The sequence below is a fragment of the Caldicoprobacter faecalis genome, from assembly GCF_900115765.1.
Classification (GTDB): domain Bacteria; phylum Bacillota; class Clostridia; order Caldicoprobacterales; family Caldicoprobacteraceae; genus Caldicoprobacter; species Caldicoprobacter oshimai.
Genome location: NZ_FOXR01000020.1, coordinates 1 through 17,693, shown reverse-complemented (window position 1 = coordinate 17,693; position 17,693 = coordinate 1). Strand labels below are relative to the sequence as shown.

Here is a 17,693-nt window from a genome sequence, read left to right as displayed (position 1 = left end):
ACACTGCAGCTCATACCTTTTTAGCTGCAAAAAAAATACGCTCAGCCCTCTTCTTTGGTGGCTTCAGCGTAAAAGGCTGATATACCCCTATCTCTTCAAAGCCGTTCTTTTTAAGGCGCTCGACGATCTCATCCACCTCATAAGCGCGCTGGTAGTGAATCTCATCAAATCTCCTGTAATATTCCCCTTCTTTAACAAAAAATGACAGCTCAATCTCGCATATCCTAGAGCGCCTATCAAAATAGTTCTGCCATATATAGCTTATATTCTCAGCGGTCCTCACAAACGTATTATTTCCCAATATCGAAGAAAGCTTATAGTAGGAACTGATGTCGAATATGAAAATTCCCTGAGGGTTTAAATACCTGTATACGCCTTCAAATACCAGATCAAGCTCCTCTTCTGAAGGGATATAATTGATGCCGTCACAAATGCACGTCATGGCATCCACAGGATGATGAAGGCTGATATAGCGCATATCTTGAAATATAAAAGGGATGTTCATCCCTCTGTTACGCGCCTTCTCCCGTGCAACGAACAGCATATCCTCCGACTGATCAATGCCTATGACCTCATAGCCCCTCTCTTTCAAAAGGATGGTGACATTACCCGTGCCACACGCCAGATCCACTATTTGCCGTGGCTTTACGCCGTAGTGTTTAAATAACAGCTCAATATAGTCAACCCACCTTGGGTAATTTACATCTTGCATCAATGCATCGTAAATATAAGCAAAACCGTTGTAAATATCCATCTACCCCTTCTCAATTCGATTTAATACTCTGTTCCCCCCATCATAACCACGGGCAGCCGTACATCCCTTTCACGGCCGTCACTGCTCATCTTGCTTCTCTCTATCGGCATCACTCTCGGCCGCGTTATTGGCGGGTCTGTCCATGTACTTATAAAACACCCAGTTGGCCAATGAAACACCTATGAACATGGGGAAAGTCAATCCCACAAAAAATACAGGAAATATATACCAGGCGCTGGCTATAAACAAAGCCACCATCAACACAAAGATTATAAAAGTATGAGGGAGTTTTGCCAAGGTAAAAAGCAGTGCATTCTTGAATATCTGCCTTACCTTTAACTTGTAAGTGACCAGCATCGGGAAGATATAGATATTCATCATGGCGTAAATAAGCCCGATCATCAACATAAAGTAATACAACATGAGGAACAAGATATTCTGTGCCGCCATTGCGCGGTAAAAAGTCAAATTTACATAGAATATCATCAGCGCAAGCCCATTGATGAACATGACGATCAAGCTTTCTTTCCAGTTCATCTTCCACGCATCTTTAAAATCGCTGAAAACCCAGGCATGGTCATCCCTCGCCCAGTTTCTGAGCACATAAGTGACACCCGCCGTCGCAGGCCCAGCAAAAAGGAGACAGGGAATCAGTACCAAGAAGTAAAATACGCTTATGGGTTCCCCGGTCTGTGCAGTAACCTGCAACTGAATATACGTCCAAATAAACGCTGGAAGCCAAAAAATCGAATACAGCAAATTCAGCTTAATGAGATTCCAGAACCGCACCTGCAAAACGGTAAAAAATAGCTTAATGGGCTTTTCCCTGAGATTTTCATACTTCAAATCGGGTTTATGGGGATTACCATAATACATCCTTTCAAAAAAACCGCCAAACATATCAACAATCCCTTCTTATTGTTTTATATTATTTATTAAACTTCCTGCATTTTAATTCTAACAATAAACTCTTATTTATTCAATAGAAGAATTTTATCACTGCAGATAGCAGGAGATAGCTACCTAAACCCTAACGGACAACACCAAACCCCTTTAGAATGTCATGATAGACCTGCAACCCGTACAGCAACGCTTCCTCATCGAAGTTAAACTTGCTGCTATGGAGCGGAGCGGTAAAGCCTTTGCTTTCATTCCTGCAGCCAAGGAAGATGTATACACCAGGCACTTTCTGCTGATAATACGAAAAATCCTCGGCTATCATCAAAGGATGTACGTCCACAATCGCATCGGGCGGAAGGCACTCCTTCAGCTGGCTTACCAGGTTAGCATCGTTATTCACTACAGGATAGTATACATCTTCACGATACTGCGCCTTTACCTGGTGTGAGAGCTCAAGGCCACTTAAAAGCCCCTGAATGTTTTCCTTTATGCGTTCATAAACTCCTTCGTCAAACGTGCGTATGATTCCTTCTATGGTTGCCTTACCTGCAATTATATTCCTTTTCTCCCCAGCATGAAGCTTCCCGATGGTCAACAGCGCCTTATCATCAGGAGAGAGCCACCGGCTTATAAGTCCATGTACAGCGTTCACAAAATAACAGGCCGCCAACAGCGCATCAACCCCACGATGGGGCATTGCCCCGTGAGCGCTTTTGCCAATAATCTCTACCATGAATTCACAGGTCTGAGCCATCACAGGCCCGGCCCTAAGCCCTATCTTGCCCTGAGGAATATCGGGCAGCAGGTGAAAACCAAAAATGGCATCTACCTTTGGGCTTTCCAGCACCCCCTCCTTGATCATAGGTAGAGCGCCCCCCACTGTCTCCTCAGCCGGCTGGAAGATGAGGACGACGTTGCCTTTCAATTCCCCTTTGTGCAAGCTCAGCCATTCAGCAAGCCCGAGCAGAATAGCCATGTGCCCATCATGGCCACAGGCATGCATTCTTTCGCAGTTAACCGAAGCGAACTCGACACCCGTCTCCTCCTGCAAAGGTAGGGCATCCATATCCGCCCTGAAAGCCAGGGTTGTGCCTCCATCCCCGCCCTTCATGACGGCTTTTATGCCGCTGCCGGCCAGTATCCTTATCTCGTCAAAGCCCCACTTTTCAAGCTGGGATAAAATATAATCCCGGGTAGCTGTCACCTCGAACCCAAGCTCAGGATACTTATGCAAATGCCTCCTGTATTGGGTCAACCTGTCTTTAAGCTGATAAATTTCTGCATCTATATGCATTACGGATTCCTCCACTACAAAACTGCAATTTAAAGCAATCCCTCTCCATCTTTATGATGAAGAGGGATTGCACATAGTCTGGATCTTGCCTGTTTTATAAAAATTGCTTTAATGTAGCCTTTTATCCCTATTTACGGGCCATTTTGAGTATGTTGAGCACGTCTTCCCTACCCAGTTTCCTGAAGTTGCCTATCTGTTTTGTGCCATTGTTGGTGCACTTATCGGCCATTTCCTCCAGCCTGTCATCCGGTATACCCAGCTCTTCCAGCGTCACTGGCAGGCCAATCTTTTTGAAGAACTGGGTAAGACGGTGTATCCCCTCCAGAGCTGTCCTCTCAGGATTTGCAAAGTCCATCTCTACGTCCCAAACCCTGGTTGCAAACTGCACGAACCTGTCCACATCCTCCTTATAGACGTATTTCATCCAGGCAGGAAATACCACGGCCAACCCAGCTCCATGAGGCACATCGTATATCCCGCTCAGCTCATGCTCTATTGCATGGGACGCCCAGTCGCCAATCCTGCCGGTGCTCAAAAGGTCATTGTGCGCAATGGTGCTTGCCCACATTATCTCAGCCCTGGCCTCATAATTCTCCGGTTCCTCAAGCGCTATGGGCACGTTCTTAATTATAGTCTTAAGGGTGGCCTCGCACAGCCTATCGGTGAAATCGACATCCTTTTGATGGGTAAAATACCGCTCCATCACATGGGCCATGATGTCAGCAGCGCCGCAGGCCGTCTGATAGGGCGGAAGCGTAAAGGTAATCTCGGGATTCATTATGGCAAACTTGGGACGTATTATCTCAACGTTTAATCCCCGCTTGTACCACCCATCCTCATTGGTAATTACCGAGCTCTTACTAGCCTCGCTACCTGCCGCTGGGATGGTAAGTACCACGCCAACCGGAAGCGCCTTTTCTGGCACTGCCTTGCCGCTATAGAAATCCCACACATCGCCTTCATAGGGTACGCCAACGGCGATGGCTTTGGCCGAATCGATGACGCTGCCACCCCCCACTGCCAGGATGAAATCGATGTTATGCTTCCTGCAAAGCTCGATCCCCTGTTTCACCAAGCTAAGACGCGGATTGGGCTGTACCCCGCCCAGCTCAATAAATTCTACGCCAGCATCCCTGAGAGATTTAACCACCCTGTCATAAAGCCCTATGCGTTTGATGGTCCCCCCGCCATAGTGCAAAAGAACCTTCTTGCTGTAAACCTTAGTCTCTTCTCCTACCTGATCTTCTACACCCCTACCAAATATGATCTTTGTAGGGCTTAAAAATGTAAAATTTTCCATAATCCACTTCCCCCTATTCCCAATTTTAATTAGTAAATATGTGAACCATTATACATCTATTGATGTGAACACTTAATGAGAAATTTGGCACTCAAGTTATGCCCATTTCACGGATGACTAATGCCCTCACATCTTTTAAATTTATCCTAGCATATATGTATGGAAAAATCAAGAAGTATGGGAAAGCAGTTCGTGTCAAGATTTAGTAGGTACCTTTAGAAAAATTTTTTCCTATGAGAACCCACCATTTGATAGAACAGCTTTGCCATATAAGTTTTAGCTACTATCTTACCCACAGCAAACCCTGGAATTGACCTGGTAAAACGGTAAAAGAAAACTCCTATCTCCATCCCTCCACAAAGGTAATAATACACCCCCTCCTAGCCCTTCACCCCTTAAAAGGCTATACTGGCCGTGGTTCTACCTCTTCACCTTCCAAAGCTAAAAAGCATCCAACTATCTCACAAGAGCCCAAAGGCTGGCCGGATAAGTTCCCGTATCATACGCCGGGCTATGTTGTGTTGTATCTGCCCTTCTATGGTACCTAGTCGCTTCGCACCAAGTGAATTAATTATCCCTCCCTTAAACACTCGCCCACTTGTTGAAAAGTCTGCCATATCTTCATGACGCTTACCCCAGGTGCTAAATATCCCAGTATCTCCGCCGCCCGGCCAAAGGATAACTCACTACCCAGTTTGATAAGTAGCTCCTTTAGCTTTGGAGTAACCTTCGCTCGAGAAGGCCAGCCTAAAACTTCGTCTAAGTGGTTTTGTTTATTTTCCCGGTGAGGTCTCTTTTTCTCTATTACACCCCTATTCTCCTGCTACTACCTACTGAAATTTTACACGGCCTTATAAGTTTTTCATTTTTGACATTTTCGAACACCTGTTCGTGGTGGTAAATATCTTTACACCTATTCGAGGAAAATAGCAAAAAACGTTTGACAATTAAAGCTATAAATGATATGATTTTAGAAAATGAATATATGCGAAGCAGTTTAGAGGCGCACCTTTCAAGAGTAAGCAGCTGGAGAATACGGGGTTCGATGAAAGCTGTCGAAAGGGGAAGGTGCCGAAGGATGTGGTATGTCCCCGCCATCCACCTCCTGGGCCCTGGGTTAAGAGCCCTGGGACTGTCATCATTGGAAGCCAATGATGGAGCGCTAACTGCTTTCGAATCGCAAGCGTTTTGCAGGGTTTAACTCATCTGCAAAAAGGTTGTATTTGTGATACGAAAGCGGCTGGTCATCCATCAGCCGCTTTATTCGTGATTATATATAAGGCGGAATTTAATGAGGCACCATAACCTGTAACGACATATGATGGATAATGAGGTAAACTCTGCAAGATAAAAGCACAAAAATTATGCATCTTATAAAATGTGAGGAGGAGAAAGCCATGCAAAAGTACAACATAGCCATTGTCGGAGCAACCGGGATGGTAGGGCGCAAATTTTTAGAGGTCTTAGAGGAGAGGCAATTCCCGATAGCCAATTGTTATCTATTTGCATCGGCGCGTTCAGCAGGAACTCGTATAAAATTCATGGGAGAGGACCACGTTGTGGAAGAGCTGACCGAGACCAGCTTTGATGGCAAAAACATCGACATAGCCCTGTTTTCAGCCGGTGCAACCGTCAGCAAAAAGTTTGCGCCGATAGCCGCATCCAGAGGTGCCGTGGTCATCGACAACAGCAGCGCCTGGAGGATGGAAGAAGATGTACCGCTGGTGGTCCCCGAAGTCAACCCACAGGAAATACTCAAGCACAAAGGGATAATCGCCAACCCTAACTGTTCCACCATTCAAGCCGTTGTGGTGCTCAAGCCGCTGCACGACCACTATAAAATAAAGAGAATCGTATATTCCACATACCAGGCGGTGTCGGGCGCTGGCATGGAGGGCTATTTGGACCTGCAAAACGGAATACGCGGCGAAAAGACCCTGCAGAAGTTCCCTCATCCCATATTTGCCAACTGCATTCCACATATAGACGTATTCCTGGATAACGGCTACACCAAGGAAGAGATGAAGATGATCCAGGAAACCAAAAAAATCCTGGGAGATTACAGCCTCAGAATCACCGCAACTACGGTGCGTGTACCGGTATTTTACGGGCACAGCGAATCCATAAACGTCGAGTTTGAAAAGGATTTCGACCTCGACGAACTGAGAGAGCTTTTAGCAAAATCGCCTGGCGTCATTGTAGTGGATGACCCGAAGAACAACCAGTACCCCATGCCCATTTACGCAGAAAACAAGGACGAAGTGTTTGTGGGGCGCATAAGAAGGGATGAAAGCGTACCCAGCGGTGTAAACTTATGGGTAGTAGCAGATAATATACGAAAGGGAGCAGCTACCAACGCCGTACAAATAGCACAAAAGGTTGTCGAATACTGGGAAAATGGTCAGCTTGCCAGGTAAGGAAATTTTAGTAAAAAATATCAGGGAGTGATTAATAGTGAGCGTATTTACCGGGTCGTGCGTTGCCTTGGTTACACCCTTTACAGATGAGGGCGTCAACTTTGAATCCTTAGCCAACCTCATAGAGTTCCAAATACGGGAAGGTACCGACGCCATACTGGTGTGCGGTACCACCGGAGAGCCGCCCACCATGACCAGGGATGAAAAGTATTCTGTCATAGGCTTCACCGTTGAAAAGGTGGCAAAAAGGGTTCCGGTCATCGCCGGGACGGGTGGTTATAACACCGCCACCGTCATCGAGGACTCAAAAGAGGCCGAGAGATTGGGTGCCGATGCGCTGCTCATCGTAACCCCCTATTACAATAAGACCACGCAGAAAGGCCTGATCCAGCACTACGCAGCCATAGCCGATGCCGTCCATATCCCCATCATAATATACAACGTGCCGGGCAGAACGGGCCTCAACGTAGCCCCTTCAACCTTAAAAGAGCTTTCAAAGATAGACAATATAGTCGGCATAAAGGAAGCCAGCGGCAACATAGCCCAGGTAACCGAAATGGCTAGGCTATGCGGTGATAAGATAGACATATACTCGGGAGATGACAACATCGTAGTGCCCATACTGGCACTTGGAGGAAAAGGTGTCATATCGGTGGTGGCAAATATAGCTCCCCGGGATACCCATGAAATGGTAGCCAAGTTCCTAAACGGAGACATTGAAGGAAGTCGAAAGCTTCAATTTAAGCTGAACCCTTTGATCGAAGCCTTGTTTTTAGAGGTCAACCCCATACCGGTAAAGACCGCTTTGAACCTCATGGGAATGAATGCCGGTAAGCTCAGAATGCCTTTGACCGATATGTCGGAACAAAACCTGGAAATCCTCAAAAAGAGGATGGTGGAGTACGGCCTTACCATACAGCAGTAGGCTTGACAGCATAGCCTCGCTAACATAAAAGCTTGCCCATAAGAGCCAGTCATTAAAATACAGAATTTCGCCTGAGATTTTGCTTACAATCCATCATTTTTGTCTCTAAGCTGCTGATTTTACTAGGAAAAATAGGTTTTCAAAGTCGGATTTCCAAGCTCAAATAAAATCAAATCCAATTAGAGAAATGGAGTGAAAATACACCAATGATAAGAATCATCATTCACGGTTGCAATGGAAAAATGGGTCAGGCGGTTGCTTCGGCTGCAGCCGCCGACCCTGACATCCAGGTTGTAGCCGGTATAGATAAATTCCCTGACAGCAAACAAAACCCATTCCCCACCTATGGCTCTCTGAGCCAATGCAAAGAAACGGCCGATGTAATTGTGGATTTTTCCACCCCAGCGGCTCTTGCCGACCTGCTGGCCTTTGCAAACGAGCGTAAAATAGCAGCAGTGATTGCAACCACAGGTTTTTCGCAAGACGATATAAAGCTTATAGAGCAGGCTTCCCGAAGCATTCCAATTTTTCGCTCGGCCAACATGTCTTTAGGGGTTAACGTTATGCTGGAGCTGGCGCAAAAAGCCGCATCCACCCTGGGCGATGAATTTGACATCGAAATTATCGAGAAACATCATAACCAAAAAGTCGATTCACCCAGCGGCACCGCATACGCCTTAGCCGACGCCATAAACCAGACCCTGCTCAATTCAAAGAATTATATTTATGGAAGGCACTCCAAAAACCAAAGGCGCTCCAAGTCAGAAATAGGAATACATGCCGTCAGAGGAGGTACCATACCCGGCCAGCACACAGTACTGTTTGCAGGCAGCGACGAAGTGCTGGAGATTACCCATACCGCCTATTCAAGGCAAATATTTGCCCTGGGCGCACTGCGCGCCTGCAAATACATAGTGAGAAAATCTCCCGGCCTGTATGGCATGAAGGATATGCTAAACGAACAGGCGGCTGTCACAAACATCAACTCCGACAACCAGCAGGCTTTAATCACCATAAATAACATACCTGACGACACAGCAGCCATTGCTAAGATATTCCAGAGCATTGCTCAGCAAGATATAAATATAGACATGATAAGCCACACCACTCCCGTTAACGGTCAGCTCAGCATATCCTTTACGGTGCCCCGCAAAGACGTAGGAAAAGCCATAGAGGTGGTCAACGACCTTGAGACCTTGCTCCCCACTATAAGCCTTAACACGTATGAGGGCATAGTAAAGCTATCGGTTGAAGGACCGGGGATGGCGCAGCAACCTGGTATAGCCGCAAAGGTGTTCAGCATCATGGCACAGCAAAACATCAAAATTATGGCCATAACCACCTCTGAAACCAAAATTTCTTATATAATCCATCAACTGGACGAAAAGAAGGCTCTGGAAGCGCTCATGGAGGCATTTGAACTGTAGTAAGGTGGCACGGTATTCAAGCTTTAAGGTGTGCGGCCTCTTAAGCTAGTACGCCGTAAAAATTTGAGCACAGACCATCTCAAGAATATGAAAACTTTAAAACAAATAAAAAGCGCTCCCTGATACATTGTGGATTTAAGGAGCGCTTTTATTTGTTTTTATTTTATGCCATTTTAATTTGTTTTTTGTTAAACAGACATAATTCTAAAACAGCTCTAATAGAGCACTAATACTCAATTCCCTTTCTTGCCGGAACGCCTTTATCCATATAATGCTTGACATTGCGCATCTCAGTTATCAGGTCAGCCCTGTCGGCAATTTCACGGGGCACGTCACGGCCGGTCAAGATAAGCTCCATCCCTTTGGGCTTATTGTCTATAAGCCGGCATACCTGCTCTACGCCCACCAGCCCATTGTGTATGGCCGCCATAATCTCATCAAGTATTAGCACATCGCATGAGCCCTCTTCCATCAATTGTTCAAGCTTTTGCATCTCCTCCTGAGTCTTCTCCTTAAGCTGCGCTTTTTCCTCATCGGTAAGCTGCCAGAAAAACTTCTTGGTCTCGGCAAACCGCATAATGGTGAATTCGGGCTCAAGCCTCCTTGCCGCTTCCAGCTCTCCCGATTCGATCCCCTTGAGGAACTGCACCATCACAACTTTAAGCCCCCTGCCCACAGCCCTTAGCCCCTGTCCCAACGCAGCAGTGGTCTTACCTTTCCCCTCCCCGGTGTATACCTGCACATAGCCAACTTCCATAACCAAACCTCCGTAATCAACCAAATAAAAATATTCTTCATTTTTGAGCATTAGTTACGTTTTCCTCCTATATCCCTGCGATAATGCATATTCTCAAAGCGTATCTTCTCTACATTTTGATAAACTTTCTGTATGGCCGTATCCAGGTCCTTTGCGATGGCCGTTACGCCCAGCACCCTGCCCCCGCTGGTATAGTATTTCCCGCCTATCTTCTTGGTCCCGGCATGGAATACCATAATACCAGGTTCCTTCAATACCTCCTCAATGCCCGAAATCTCATATCCCGTTTTATACGATTTGGGATAACCTCCCGATACCAAAACCACACAGACGGCCGCATTGTCCTCCCATTCGATGTTTATCTCATCAAGCCGTTCATCGATCACCGCTTCAAATATATCCACTATATCGGTCTTAAGGCGCGGCAGCACCACCTGTGTTTCGGGATCGCCAAACCTTGCATTGTATTCCAGTACTTTGGGGCCCTGCTCGGTAAGCATCAAACCAAAATACAGCACCCCTTTGAATAGCCTTCTCTCCTCAGCCATAGCCCTGATAGTGGGCCTGATTATGCAGTCCTCCACTTCTTTTGCTACCTCAGGCGCATATACGCGGCTGGGCGAAAAAGCCCCCATACCACCCGTATTTGGGCCCTGGTCTCCGTCGTATGCCCTCTTGTGGTCCTGGGCGCTGACCATGGGTATGACGGTCCTCCCATCAGTAAAGGTCAAAACCGAAACCTCCGGGCCAGTCAAATGCTCTTCAATGACCACCCGCAGGCCAGCTTGGCCAAATACCTTGTCCACCATCATGGCCCTTAATGCGCCTTTTGCCTCATAAACGTCCTTGGCAATTATAACGCCTTTGCCCAGGGCCAGCCCCTCAGCTTTTATAACAGCGGGATATTCTATTTGCTCCACGTATTTGACCGCTTGGTCATAATTATCGAAAACTTTGTACTTTGCAGTAGGGATGCCGTACTTGTGCATCAGATTCTTGGCAAATACCTTGCTGCTCTCTATCATGGCAGCATCCCTGGTGGGGCCAAATGCCCTGAGGCCTTCGGCCTGCAGCGCATCCACCATCCCCATTGCCAGAGGGTCATCGGGCGCCACAACGGTTAAGTCTATATTGTTTTGCTTTGCAAAGCGCACTATTCCCTCCACATCGGTGGCAGGTATATTGACGCACTCCGCAAGCTCCGATATACCGCCATTGCCCGGTGCGCAGTAAATCCTGGAAACCCTGGAGCTTTGGCTTATTTTCCACACCAGGGCATGCTCGCGCCCGCCACCTCCCACAACCAGTACCTTCATTCGATTCACCCCATCATTACCATCATTATATCTAACCCTGTATTTGGGCACTGCAGCTTCTGTATTACATAGTACGCCAGTAGCCTGCACATCGCATCACAATCAGTGTTTGAAATGCCTCATGCCGGTAAATATCATGGCAATTCCATACCTGTTGCAGGCATCTATGGACTCCTGATCCCTGATCGAACCGCCCGGCTGAATTATGGCTGAAATGCCGGCCTTTGCGGCAGCCTCCACGCAATCCGGGAACGGGAAAAACGCGTCGGATGCCAGAACCGCACCCTTTACCTTATCCCCGCTTCTCTGTATGGCCTGCTCCACTGCCCAGATGCGGTTGACCTGACCCGGCCCTATGCCCAGCGACTGCTTGTTCTTGGCTATAGCAATGCCGTTGGACCTGGTGTGCTTTACCACCTTCCAGGCAAATATCAGGTCTTCCATCTCGGCATCTGTGGGCTTTTTCTCGGTTACCACCTTAAGCTGGGACATATCGGGCAAAAGCTCTGTATCCATATCCTGCACCAGCAAACCGCCCAGCACCTTCCTGGTATCCCAAATTCCTTTCGGCGGCCTGGCTGAAATATCCTCAAGTTGCAGTATACGAATGTTCTTTTTCCTCTTTAATATTTCGAGAGCTTCATCGGTATAGGAAGGCGCCACCACAATCTCTATGAATATCTTGTTTATCTCAGCTGCGGTTTGCGCGTCTATTTCGCGATTGGCTACCACAATCCCACCGAAGATGGATATGGGATCAGCCTCATATGCCTTCATATATGCCTCATATATGGTTGGAGCGCTGGCCACCCCACAGGGATTGGCGTGTTTGACAGCCACCACGGTGGGTTCATCAAACTCCCGCAAGAGGTCCAAAGCCCCGTTAGTATCGCTGATGTTGTTGAAAGAAAGCTCTTTGCCATGGAGCTGCTTGGCCCCCGTTAGGCTGCCAGGTACCGGCAGCACTTCCCTGTAAAACACCGCCTTCTGATGGGGGTTTTCCCCGTAACGCAAATCCTGCACCTTTTCATAGGTAAGAGTGAGCAGCTCAGGGAAACCAGCGTCCTTAATCTGCTTTCTCAAATAGCCGGCAATAAGCGCGTCGTAATGTGCGGTGTGCTCAAACACTTTAACCGCCAGCTTAAACTTGGTCTCTTGCGACACTTCACCATACTTTGCCAGTTCGCCCAGCACCATGCTGTAATCAGCAGGGTCCACAATCACCGTCACATCCTGATAATTCTTGGCAGCAGCCCTGAGCAAGGTAGGGCCACCGATATCTATGTTCTCTATGGCCTCTTCAAGCTGTACATTTCCTTTAAGTATTGTCTGCTTGAAAGGATACAGGTTTATCACCACAAAATCGATGGGCTGGATGCCAAGGGACTTAAGCTGCCTCATGTGCTGCTCATTCTTTCTGATGGCAAGCACCCCGGCATGAATTGCGGGATGCAGCGTTTTCACCCTTCCATCCAGGCACTCAGGAAAGCCAGTAACATCGCTTACGTTTATTACAGGAATACCAGCCTCGGCCAGCGTCTTAGCCGTCCCTCCGGTGGATACTATCTCCACCTCCATACTGCTTAACGCCCTGGCAAACTCTACAATGCCGGTTTTGTCCGATACGCTGATTATAGCACGCCTTCTCATGCTCTCGTTCACTCCCTCCCAAAATCCTGACCTTGCGTCCCTCCACCACAAGCCTTCCTTCCACAAACAGCCTGACCGCTTCTGGCAGAAGCTGGTGCTCCACCTCCAGTACCCTTGCGGTCAGCGAGTGCACATCATCGTCATCCCTCACCTCAACGGGACGCTGAAGTATTATCGGCCCCGTATCGGTGCCTTCATCCACAAAATGCACCGTTGCGCCTGTTACTTTTACTCCGTAATCTAAAACCGCGCGATGCACCCTCTCTCCATAAAATCCCTTCCCACAAAAAGCGGGAATCAGGGACGGATGTATATTGATGATGCGATTCGGATAAGCCCGCACAACCTCCGGAGATAGAATGCTCAAATACCCGGCCAGCACAACCAAATCCACCCTGTAAAATTTAAGCCGCTCCAAAATCGCCCCGTTGAAAGCCTCCTCACTTTCAAAGTCCTTCTTCAGTACGCATTCGGCGGGAATGCCATGGGCTCTCGCCCTTTCCAGGCCATAAGCCGTCTTACGATTGGATATGACCACTACAATTCTCGCATCCGGTATACGGCCAGCCTCAATGGCATCGATCAGCGCCTGAAGATTTGTGCCACCTCCAGAAATCAACACTCCTATACGGGTCACCGGATAAACACCACCCCGCCGGTTCCTCTCCCGACCCTTCCGATCACATAGGAAGGGTAACCATCGCCTTTCAGCTGGCCAATGATGCCATCCACCTCTTCAGGGCTACATACCAGCACCATGCCTATTCCCATGTTAAAAGTATTGAACATCTCCCTGTCTTCTATGTCGCCCCACCGCTTGATGAGCTCAAAGATTGGCAGTACAGGCCAGCTCCCTACCTGAATTTCGGCCACAAGGCCCTCAGGCAAAACTCTGGGTATGTTCTCAATAAACCCTCCTCCCGTTATATTGGCAATTCCCTTTACCCGATACCGCTTGAGCACGTTGAGAATACCCTTTACGTATATCCGGGTGGGCTTGAGGAGCTCCTCTCCCACCGTACACCCCAGCACGTCATACCGCTCCCCAAGGCGGTTTTTGGCTTCTAGCACCAGCTTTCTAACCAGGGAATAGCCATTGCTATGTACGCCCGAGGAAGCCAGACCTACAAGCACATCGCCTTCCCTGATAGTGGACCCGTCTATTATCTTTGCCCGATCCACTATTCCCACCGCAAAGCCGGCTATATCATATTCTTCCTCCTTATAAAACCCGGGCATCTCGGCCGTTTCACCGCCTATGAGGGCACACCCCGCTTCAATGCATCCATCTGCAACGCCCTTTACTATATGCGCTACTTTCTCAGGCTTAAGCCTGCCCGTCGCTATATAATCAAGAAAGAATAAAGGCCTGGCTCCCTGACACACCACGTCGTTTACGCACATGGCCACGCAGTCCTGGCCGATGGTATCGTGTTTATCCATTATAAAAGCAAGCTGCAGCTTGGTACCTACACCATCGGTTCCGGCCACCAGCACAGGCTGCTTCATGCCCTCCAAATCCAGGGAATACAGGCCTCCAAAGCCGCCTATATCGCCTATGACGTTTTTATCATATGTCCTTTTCACAAATTCCTTCATAAGCCTAACAGCTGTATATCCTGCCTCTACGTCAACGCCCGCATCCTTGTAAGTATAGCCCATATGCCCTTACCCCTTTCTCTAGCGCTGGCCGTTCATCTTTATTTTTGTTCATCATCATAACGATGGCATACCTCTAGTCAAAGACAGGTTTGTACCGTCCATCTTTTATATTATTGGTGTTCATCCCTTTTGTAAATTATATTATAAAACATCCCGCACAAGGCAGCGCTTTGAGCCATCACCCACAGCCTGACCAGCGCTGCCGTTATTCGGCTTTTCCCTCTACAGCTATTGGATATTCGCCGCTGAAGCACCCCAGGCAGAAATCGCAACCGCTGCCCTCCACCGTCTTGAGCAGCCCCTCAATGCTCAAATATCCCAGCGAATCGGCGCCTATTATACGGCATATCTCTTCAACGCTGTACCTGGCACCAATAAGGTGCTCCTTTGTGGGCGTATCGATGCCGAAATAGCATGGGAAGCGAACCGGTGGCGAGCTGATGCGCATGTGAACCTCTCTGGCGCCCGCCAACCTGAGCATCTCCACTATCTTCTTGCTGGTGGTACCCCTCACTATGGAATCGTCTATCATAACTATCCGCTTGCCCTTGACGATCTTTCTCAAAGCATTGAGCTTTATCCTGACCCCCTGCTCGCGTATAGCCTGGCTGGGCTTTATAAAGGTTCGGCCCACATACCGATTTTTGATAAGTCCCTCTCCAAACGGAATGCCCGAGGCCTCGGCATATCCAAGGGCGGCAGTGGTTCCCGAATCGGGCACCCCTATTACCAGGTCGGCGTCGGCTGGGTGTTCGGCTGCCAGTATCTTGCCCGCTTCCTTTCTGGCCGTATACACGCTGACCCCGTCTATGGTGCTGTCAGTCCTGGCAAAATAGATGAATTCAAACACGCACAGCCCAGATTTTAGCGGCACAGGTGTCTGTATGCTTCTGAGCCCATCCTGCGAGATGATTATTATTTCCCCCGGCTTCACATCCCGTATAAACTCGGCATCCACCGCATCAAAAGCACATGATTCAGATGCCACCACATAGGAATGACCGATCCTTCCCAGGGCCAAAGGCCTCATGCCGTAAAGGTCCCTGACTGCAATGAGCTTATCCTCTGTCATCAAAAGCAGGGCATACGCCCCTCTCAGCTTTGACATGGTATTCTGTATAGCAGTCTCCAGCCCTTCGTCGATATGCCTGGCAATGAGGTTTGCTATGACTTCGCTGTCCACCGAGGTTTGAAAAACCGCACCCGCCTCCTCCAGCTCGGTACGGAGTGCATTGGCATTTACTAAATTCCCATTGTGCGCCAAAGCCAGAAATCCCTTTTTATACTTAATGACCAGTGGCTGGGCGTTGTACAAACTGGTATCACCGCAAGTTGGATAGCGTACATGCCCTATGGCGATCTTGCCGCCTTTCAACGTGTCCAGCGTGTCCTCGTCGAATACCTCGGGGACCAATCCTCTCCCCTTGTGATAACGTATAGTGTGGCCATCGGCCACCGCAATGCCGGCGCTTTCCTGTCCCCTGTGCTGCAGGGCATAAAGCCCGTAATAGGTTATCTCCTCGACAGCCAGCCCATCCTGATCAAATATGCCAAAAACCCCGCATTCCTCGTTTAACTTATCTGCTAAAAATGGATCCCTGGGATACATTCCTCATCATCCCTCTAATCAAGTATCACTACTGCAATGTAATTGAACATCATCAAACTGAAAAATAACCTCATACACAATTTATGCCACTGGCGTTTAATTCAGCAGATTTGCCCATAAGCCGATTGAGTATTTCCTGGTATGCCTCCTCAACTTTGCCCATATCTCGTCTGAACCTGTCCTTATCGAGCTTCTCACCTGTACGGGTATCCCAGAAGCGGCAGGTGTCGGGCGATATCTCATCGGCCAGTATGACTTCACCGTTGAAGCGCCCAAACTCCAGCTTAAAATCGATGAGCTCCACGTTGACGTATTTCAGATAATCAGACAGGATTTGATTTACTCGAAGCGACATATCGGCAATCCTGGCCACCTCCTCTTTGGTAGCCAGTTCCATGGCATAGATGTGATACTCGTTCACCATTGGATCTCCCAGTTCATCATTCTTATAGCAGTACTCAAGAACGGTGGTCTTTAGTCTTGTACCCTCGGGAATCCCCAAACGCTTTGACAAGCTGCCAGCAGCTATGTTTCGCACAATGACCTCCACAGGGATTATCTGAACCTTTTTAACTAAAGTTTCTCTATCGTTCAGCTCCTGTACATAATGGGTGGGAATTCCGTGCTTTTCAAGAAGCTGAAACAGGTGGTTGGACACCTTGTTGTTGACAACGCCTTTGCCGGCAATAGTGCCCCTCTTCAAGCCATTAAAAGCTGTGGCATCATCCTTGTACTCTACAATGACATAGTTGGGGTCATCTGTGGCATACACCTTTTTGGCCTTGCCTTCATAAAGCTGCTGTAATTTTTTCATGATATAACCTCCTCCTGAAGCTTTTTATCCTGCTCAAGCACCTGCTGGGCCATACGCTGTTTATGCTCCCTTAGCTTATCTGCCAAGTGCTTATAGCGCAAAGCCAGCATTTGCACAGCCAGCAGAGCAGCATTCTCACTCCCGTTGATGGCCACGGTTGCCACGGGCACTCCCGATGGCATCTGCACTATGGACAGTAGCGAATCTAACCCATCGAGGGTAGAAGACTTGATGGGCAAACCGATAACCGGTAGAGTGGTATAAGCCGCTAAAACCCCCGGCAGGTGCGCTGCTTTGCCGGCGGCGGCGATCAATACTTCTATGCCATTTTTCTCTGCATCCTGAGCATACCGGGCAGCTTCGACGGGCGTGCGGTGAGCCGAAAGCACCCGCATCTCCACTTCCACTCCAAAGCCTTCCAAAACCTTTTTGGCGCCCTTTACCACTTCCAGATCGGATATGCTTCCCATTACAATGCCAACTTTAGGCATCCCTTATCCCTCCCTCTCGCGTAGCTTTTTAGGCTGTTTAAACCCCATTGGCCCTAGCTAACCGGATTTCCGTTTTGTCCATTTCCTCCAACGTTTGCTATCAGTGAGCACTTGCTGTCAGTCAATGCAAACCACTGTGAAAGCTGTATCAAAGGATCAGGCAGTTTAGACACTGAAACTCAAAAATGGATACATTATTGCGAGATTTAACGATATTATTCGGTGTTTCTAGTATTATATTAACAGTGATCGGCTTTAATGTCAATAAAAAAATCGAACGTTTGTTGTTATTCTGTGATAATGTCATATTGAAATTATTCTGATATAATGTCATACATGAGAGAGGAGATATTCAACATGACACAAAAAGAAATGAC

At 48.0% G+C, this 17,693-nt stretch carries 14 protein-coding genes, 3 pseudogenes and 1 riboswitch; of the genes and pseudogenes, 4 read left to right on the top strand and 13 right to left on the bottom strand.

The features are described 5' to 3' along the window. Positions 1-10 precede the first annotated feature (10 nt). The 5 genes and pseudogenes from BM241_RS08215 to BM241_RS13155 form a co-directional block, all read right to left on the bottom strand. Complete coding sequence (locus tag BM241_RS08215; protein WP_025747489.1) at positions 11-754, bottom strand: class I SAM-dependent DNA methyltransferase; 744 nt, start codon at positions 752-754, stop codon at positions 11-13. A gap of 78 nt (positions 755-832) precedes the next feature. After that, positions 833-1,654, bottom strand: a complete 822-nt coding sequence (locus tag BM241_RS08210) for a YesL family protein (protein ID WP_025747490.1) — start codon at positions 1,652-1,654, stop codon at positions 833-835. 130 nt (positions 1,655-1,784) lie between these two features. Then, positions 1,785-2,948, bottom strand: coding sequence for a M20 metallopeptidase family protein (locus tag BM241_RS08205; protein ID WP_092282491.1), 1,164 nt, complete (start codon positions 2,946-2,948; stop codon positions 1,785-1,787). A 127-nt stretch (positions 2,949-3,075) separates the two neighbouring features. Continuing rightward, a complete protein-coding gene (locus tag BM241_RS08200) occupies positions 3,076-4,248 on the bottom strand; it encodes an iron-containing alcohol dehydrogenase (RefSeq protein WP_092282490.1) in 1,173 nt (390 codons plus the stop codon). A gap of 574 nt (positions 4,249-4,822) precedes the next feature. After that, positions 4,823-5,047: pseudogene (locus BM241_RS13155) on the bottom strand (ISLre2 family transposase); the annotation flags it as partial. Positions 5,048-5,238: 191 nt separating this feature from the next. After that, positions 5,239-5,421: riboswitch (Lysine riboswitch) on the top strand. 224 nt (positions 5,422-5,645) lie between these two features. Here BM241_RS13155 and BM241_RS08190 point away from each other — a divergent pair. From BM241_RS08190 to BM241_RS13145, 4 genes and pseudogenes are all read left to right on the top strand, one after another. Beyond that, positions 5,646-6,665, top strand: coding sequence for an aspartate-semialdehyde dehydrogenase (locus BM241_RS08190; protein WP_092282489.1), 1,020 nt, complete (start codon positions 5,646-5,648; stop codon positions 6,663-6,665). 37 nt (positions 6,666-6,702) lie between these two features. Next, positions 6,703-7,590, top strand: a complete 888-nt coding sequence (gene dapA / locus BM241_RS08185) for a 4-hydroxy-tetrahydrodipicolinate synthase (RefSeq protein WP_025747495.1) — start codon at positions 6,703-6,705, stop codon at positions 7,588-7,590. A 206-nt stretch (positions 7,591-7,796) separates the two neighbouring features. Continuing rightward, positions 7,797-8,552 (top strand): annotated as a pseudogene (gene dapB, locus BM241_RS13150) (4-hydroxy-tetrahydrodipicolinate reductase); the annotation flags it as partial. Next, positions 8,532-9,017 carry an ACT domain-containing protein gene (locus BM241_RS13145; RefSeq protein WP_394328179.1) on the top strand — a complete coding sequence of 162 codons (486 nt, stop codon included), beginning with the start codon at positions 8,532-8,534 and terminating at the stop codon, positions 9,015-9,017. The pseudogene dapB and the gene BM241_RS13145, both read left to right, overlap by 21 nt. A gap of 226 nt (positions 9,018-9,243) precedes the next feature. Here BM241_RS13145 and BM241_RS08175 read toward each other — a convergent pair whose 3' ends face one another. From BM241_RS08175 to purE, 8 genes and pseudogenes are all read right to left on the bottom strand, one after another. Then, complete coding sequence (locus BM241_RS08175; RefSeq protein ID WP_025747497.1) at positions 9,244-9,774, bottom strand: cob(I)yrinic acid a,c-diamide adenosyltransferase; 531 nt, start codon at positions 9,772-9,774, stop codon at positions 9,244-9,246. A gap of 50 nt (positions 9,775-9,824) precedes the next feature. Further along, positions 9,825-11,090, bottom strand: a complete 1,266-nt coding sequence (purD, locus tag BM241_RS08170; RefSeq protein WP_092282487.1) for a phosphoribosylamine--glycine ligase — start codon at positions 11,088-11,090, stop codon at positions 9,825-9,827. A gap of 102 nt (positions 11,091-11,192) precedes the next feature. Beyond that, entirely contained in the window at positions 11,193-12,740 is a 1,548-nt protein-coding gene (gene purH / locus BM241_RS08165; protein ID WP_092282486.1) for a bifunctional phosphoribosylaminoimidazolecarboxamide formyltransferase/IMP cyclohydrolase, read from the bottom strand. Positions 12,741-12,759: 19 nt separating this feature from the next. Next, positions 12,760-13,377, bottom strand: a pseudogene (gene purN / locus BM241_RS08160) (phosphoribosylglycinamide formyltransferase); the annotation flags it as partial. Next, positions 13,374-14,402, bottom strand: a complete 1,029-nt coding sequence (gene purM / locus BM241_RS08155; RefSeq protein ID WP_092282484.1) for a phosphoribosylformylglycinamidine cyclo-ligase — start codon at positions 14,400-14,402, stop codon at positions 13,374-13,376. The pseudogene purN and the gene purM, both read right to left, overlap by 4 nt. Before the next feature lie 205 nt (positions 14,403-14,607). Further along, positions 14,608-16,011 (bottom strand): amidophosphoribosyltransferase, encoded by a 1,404-nt coding sequence (purF, locus tag BM241_RS08150; protein WP_035146602.1) that lies wholly within the window; start codon positions 16,009-16,011, stop codon positions 14,608-14,610. A 70-nt stretch (positions 16,012-16,081) separates the two neighbouring features. Further along, on the bottom strand, positions 16,082-16,825 hold the full coding sequence (gene purC / locus BM241_RS08145; RefSeq protein WP_025747502.1) for a phosphoribosylaminoimidazolesuccinocarboxamide synthase: 744 nt from the start codon (positions 16,823-16,825) through the stop codon (positions 16,082-16,084). Then, positions 16,822-17,316 (bottom strand): 5-(carboxyamino)imidazole ribonucleotide mutase, encoded by a 495-nt coding sequence (gene purE / locus BM241_RS08140; RefSeq protein WP_025747503.1) that lies wholly within the window; start codon positions 17,314-17,316, stop codon positions 16,822-16,824. Before purE ends, purC begins: the two co-directional genes overlap by 4 nt. Positions 17,317-17,693: the final 377 nt, after the last annotated feature.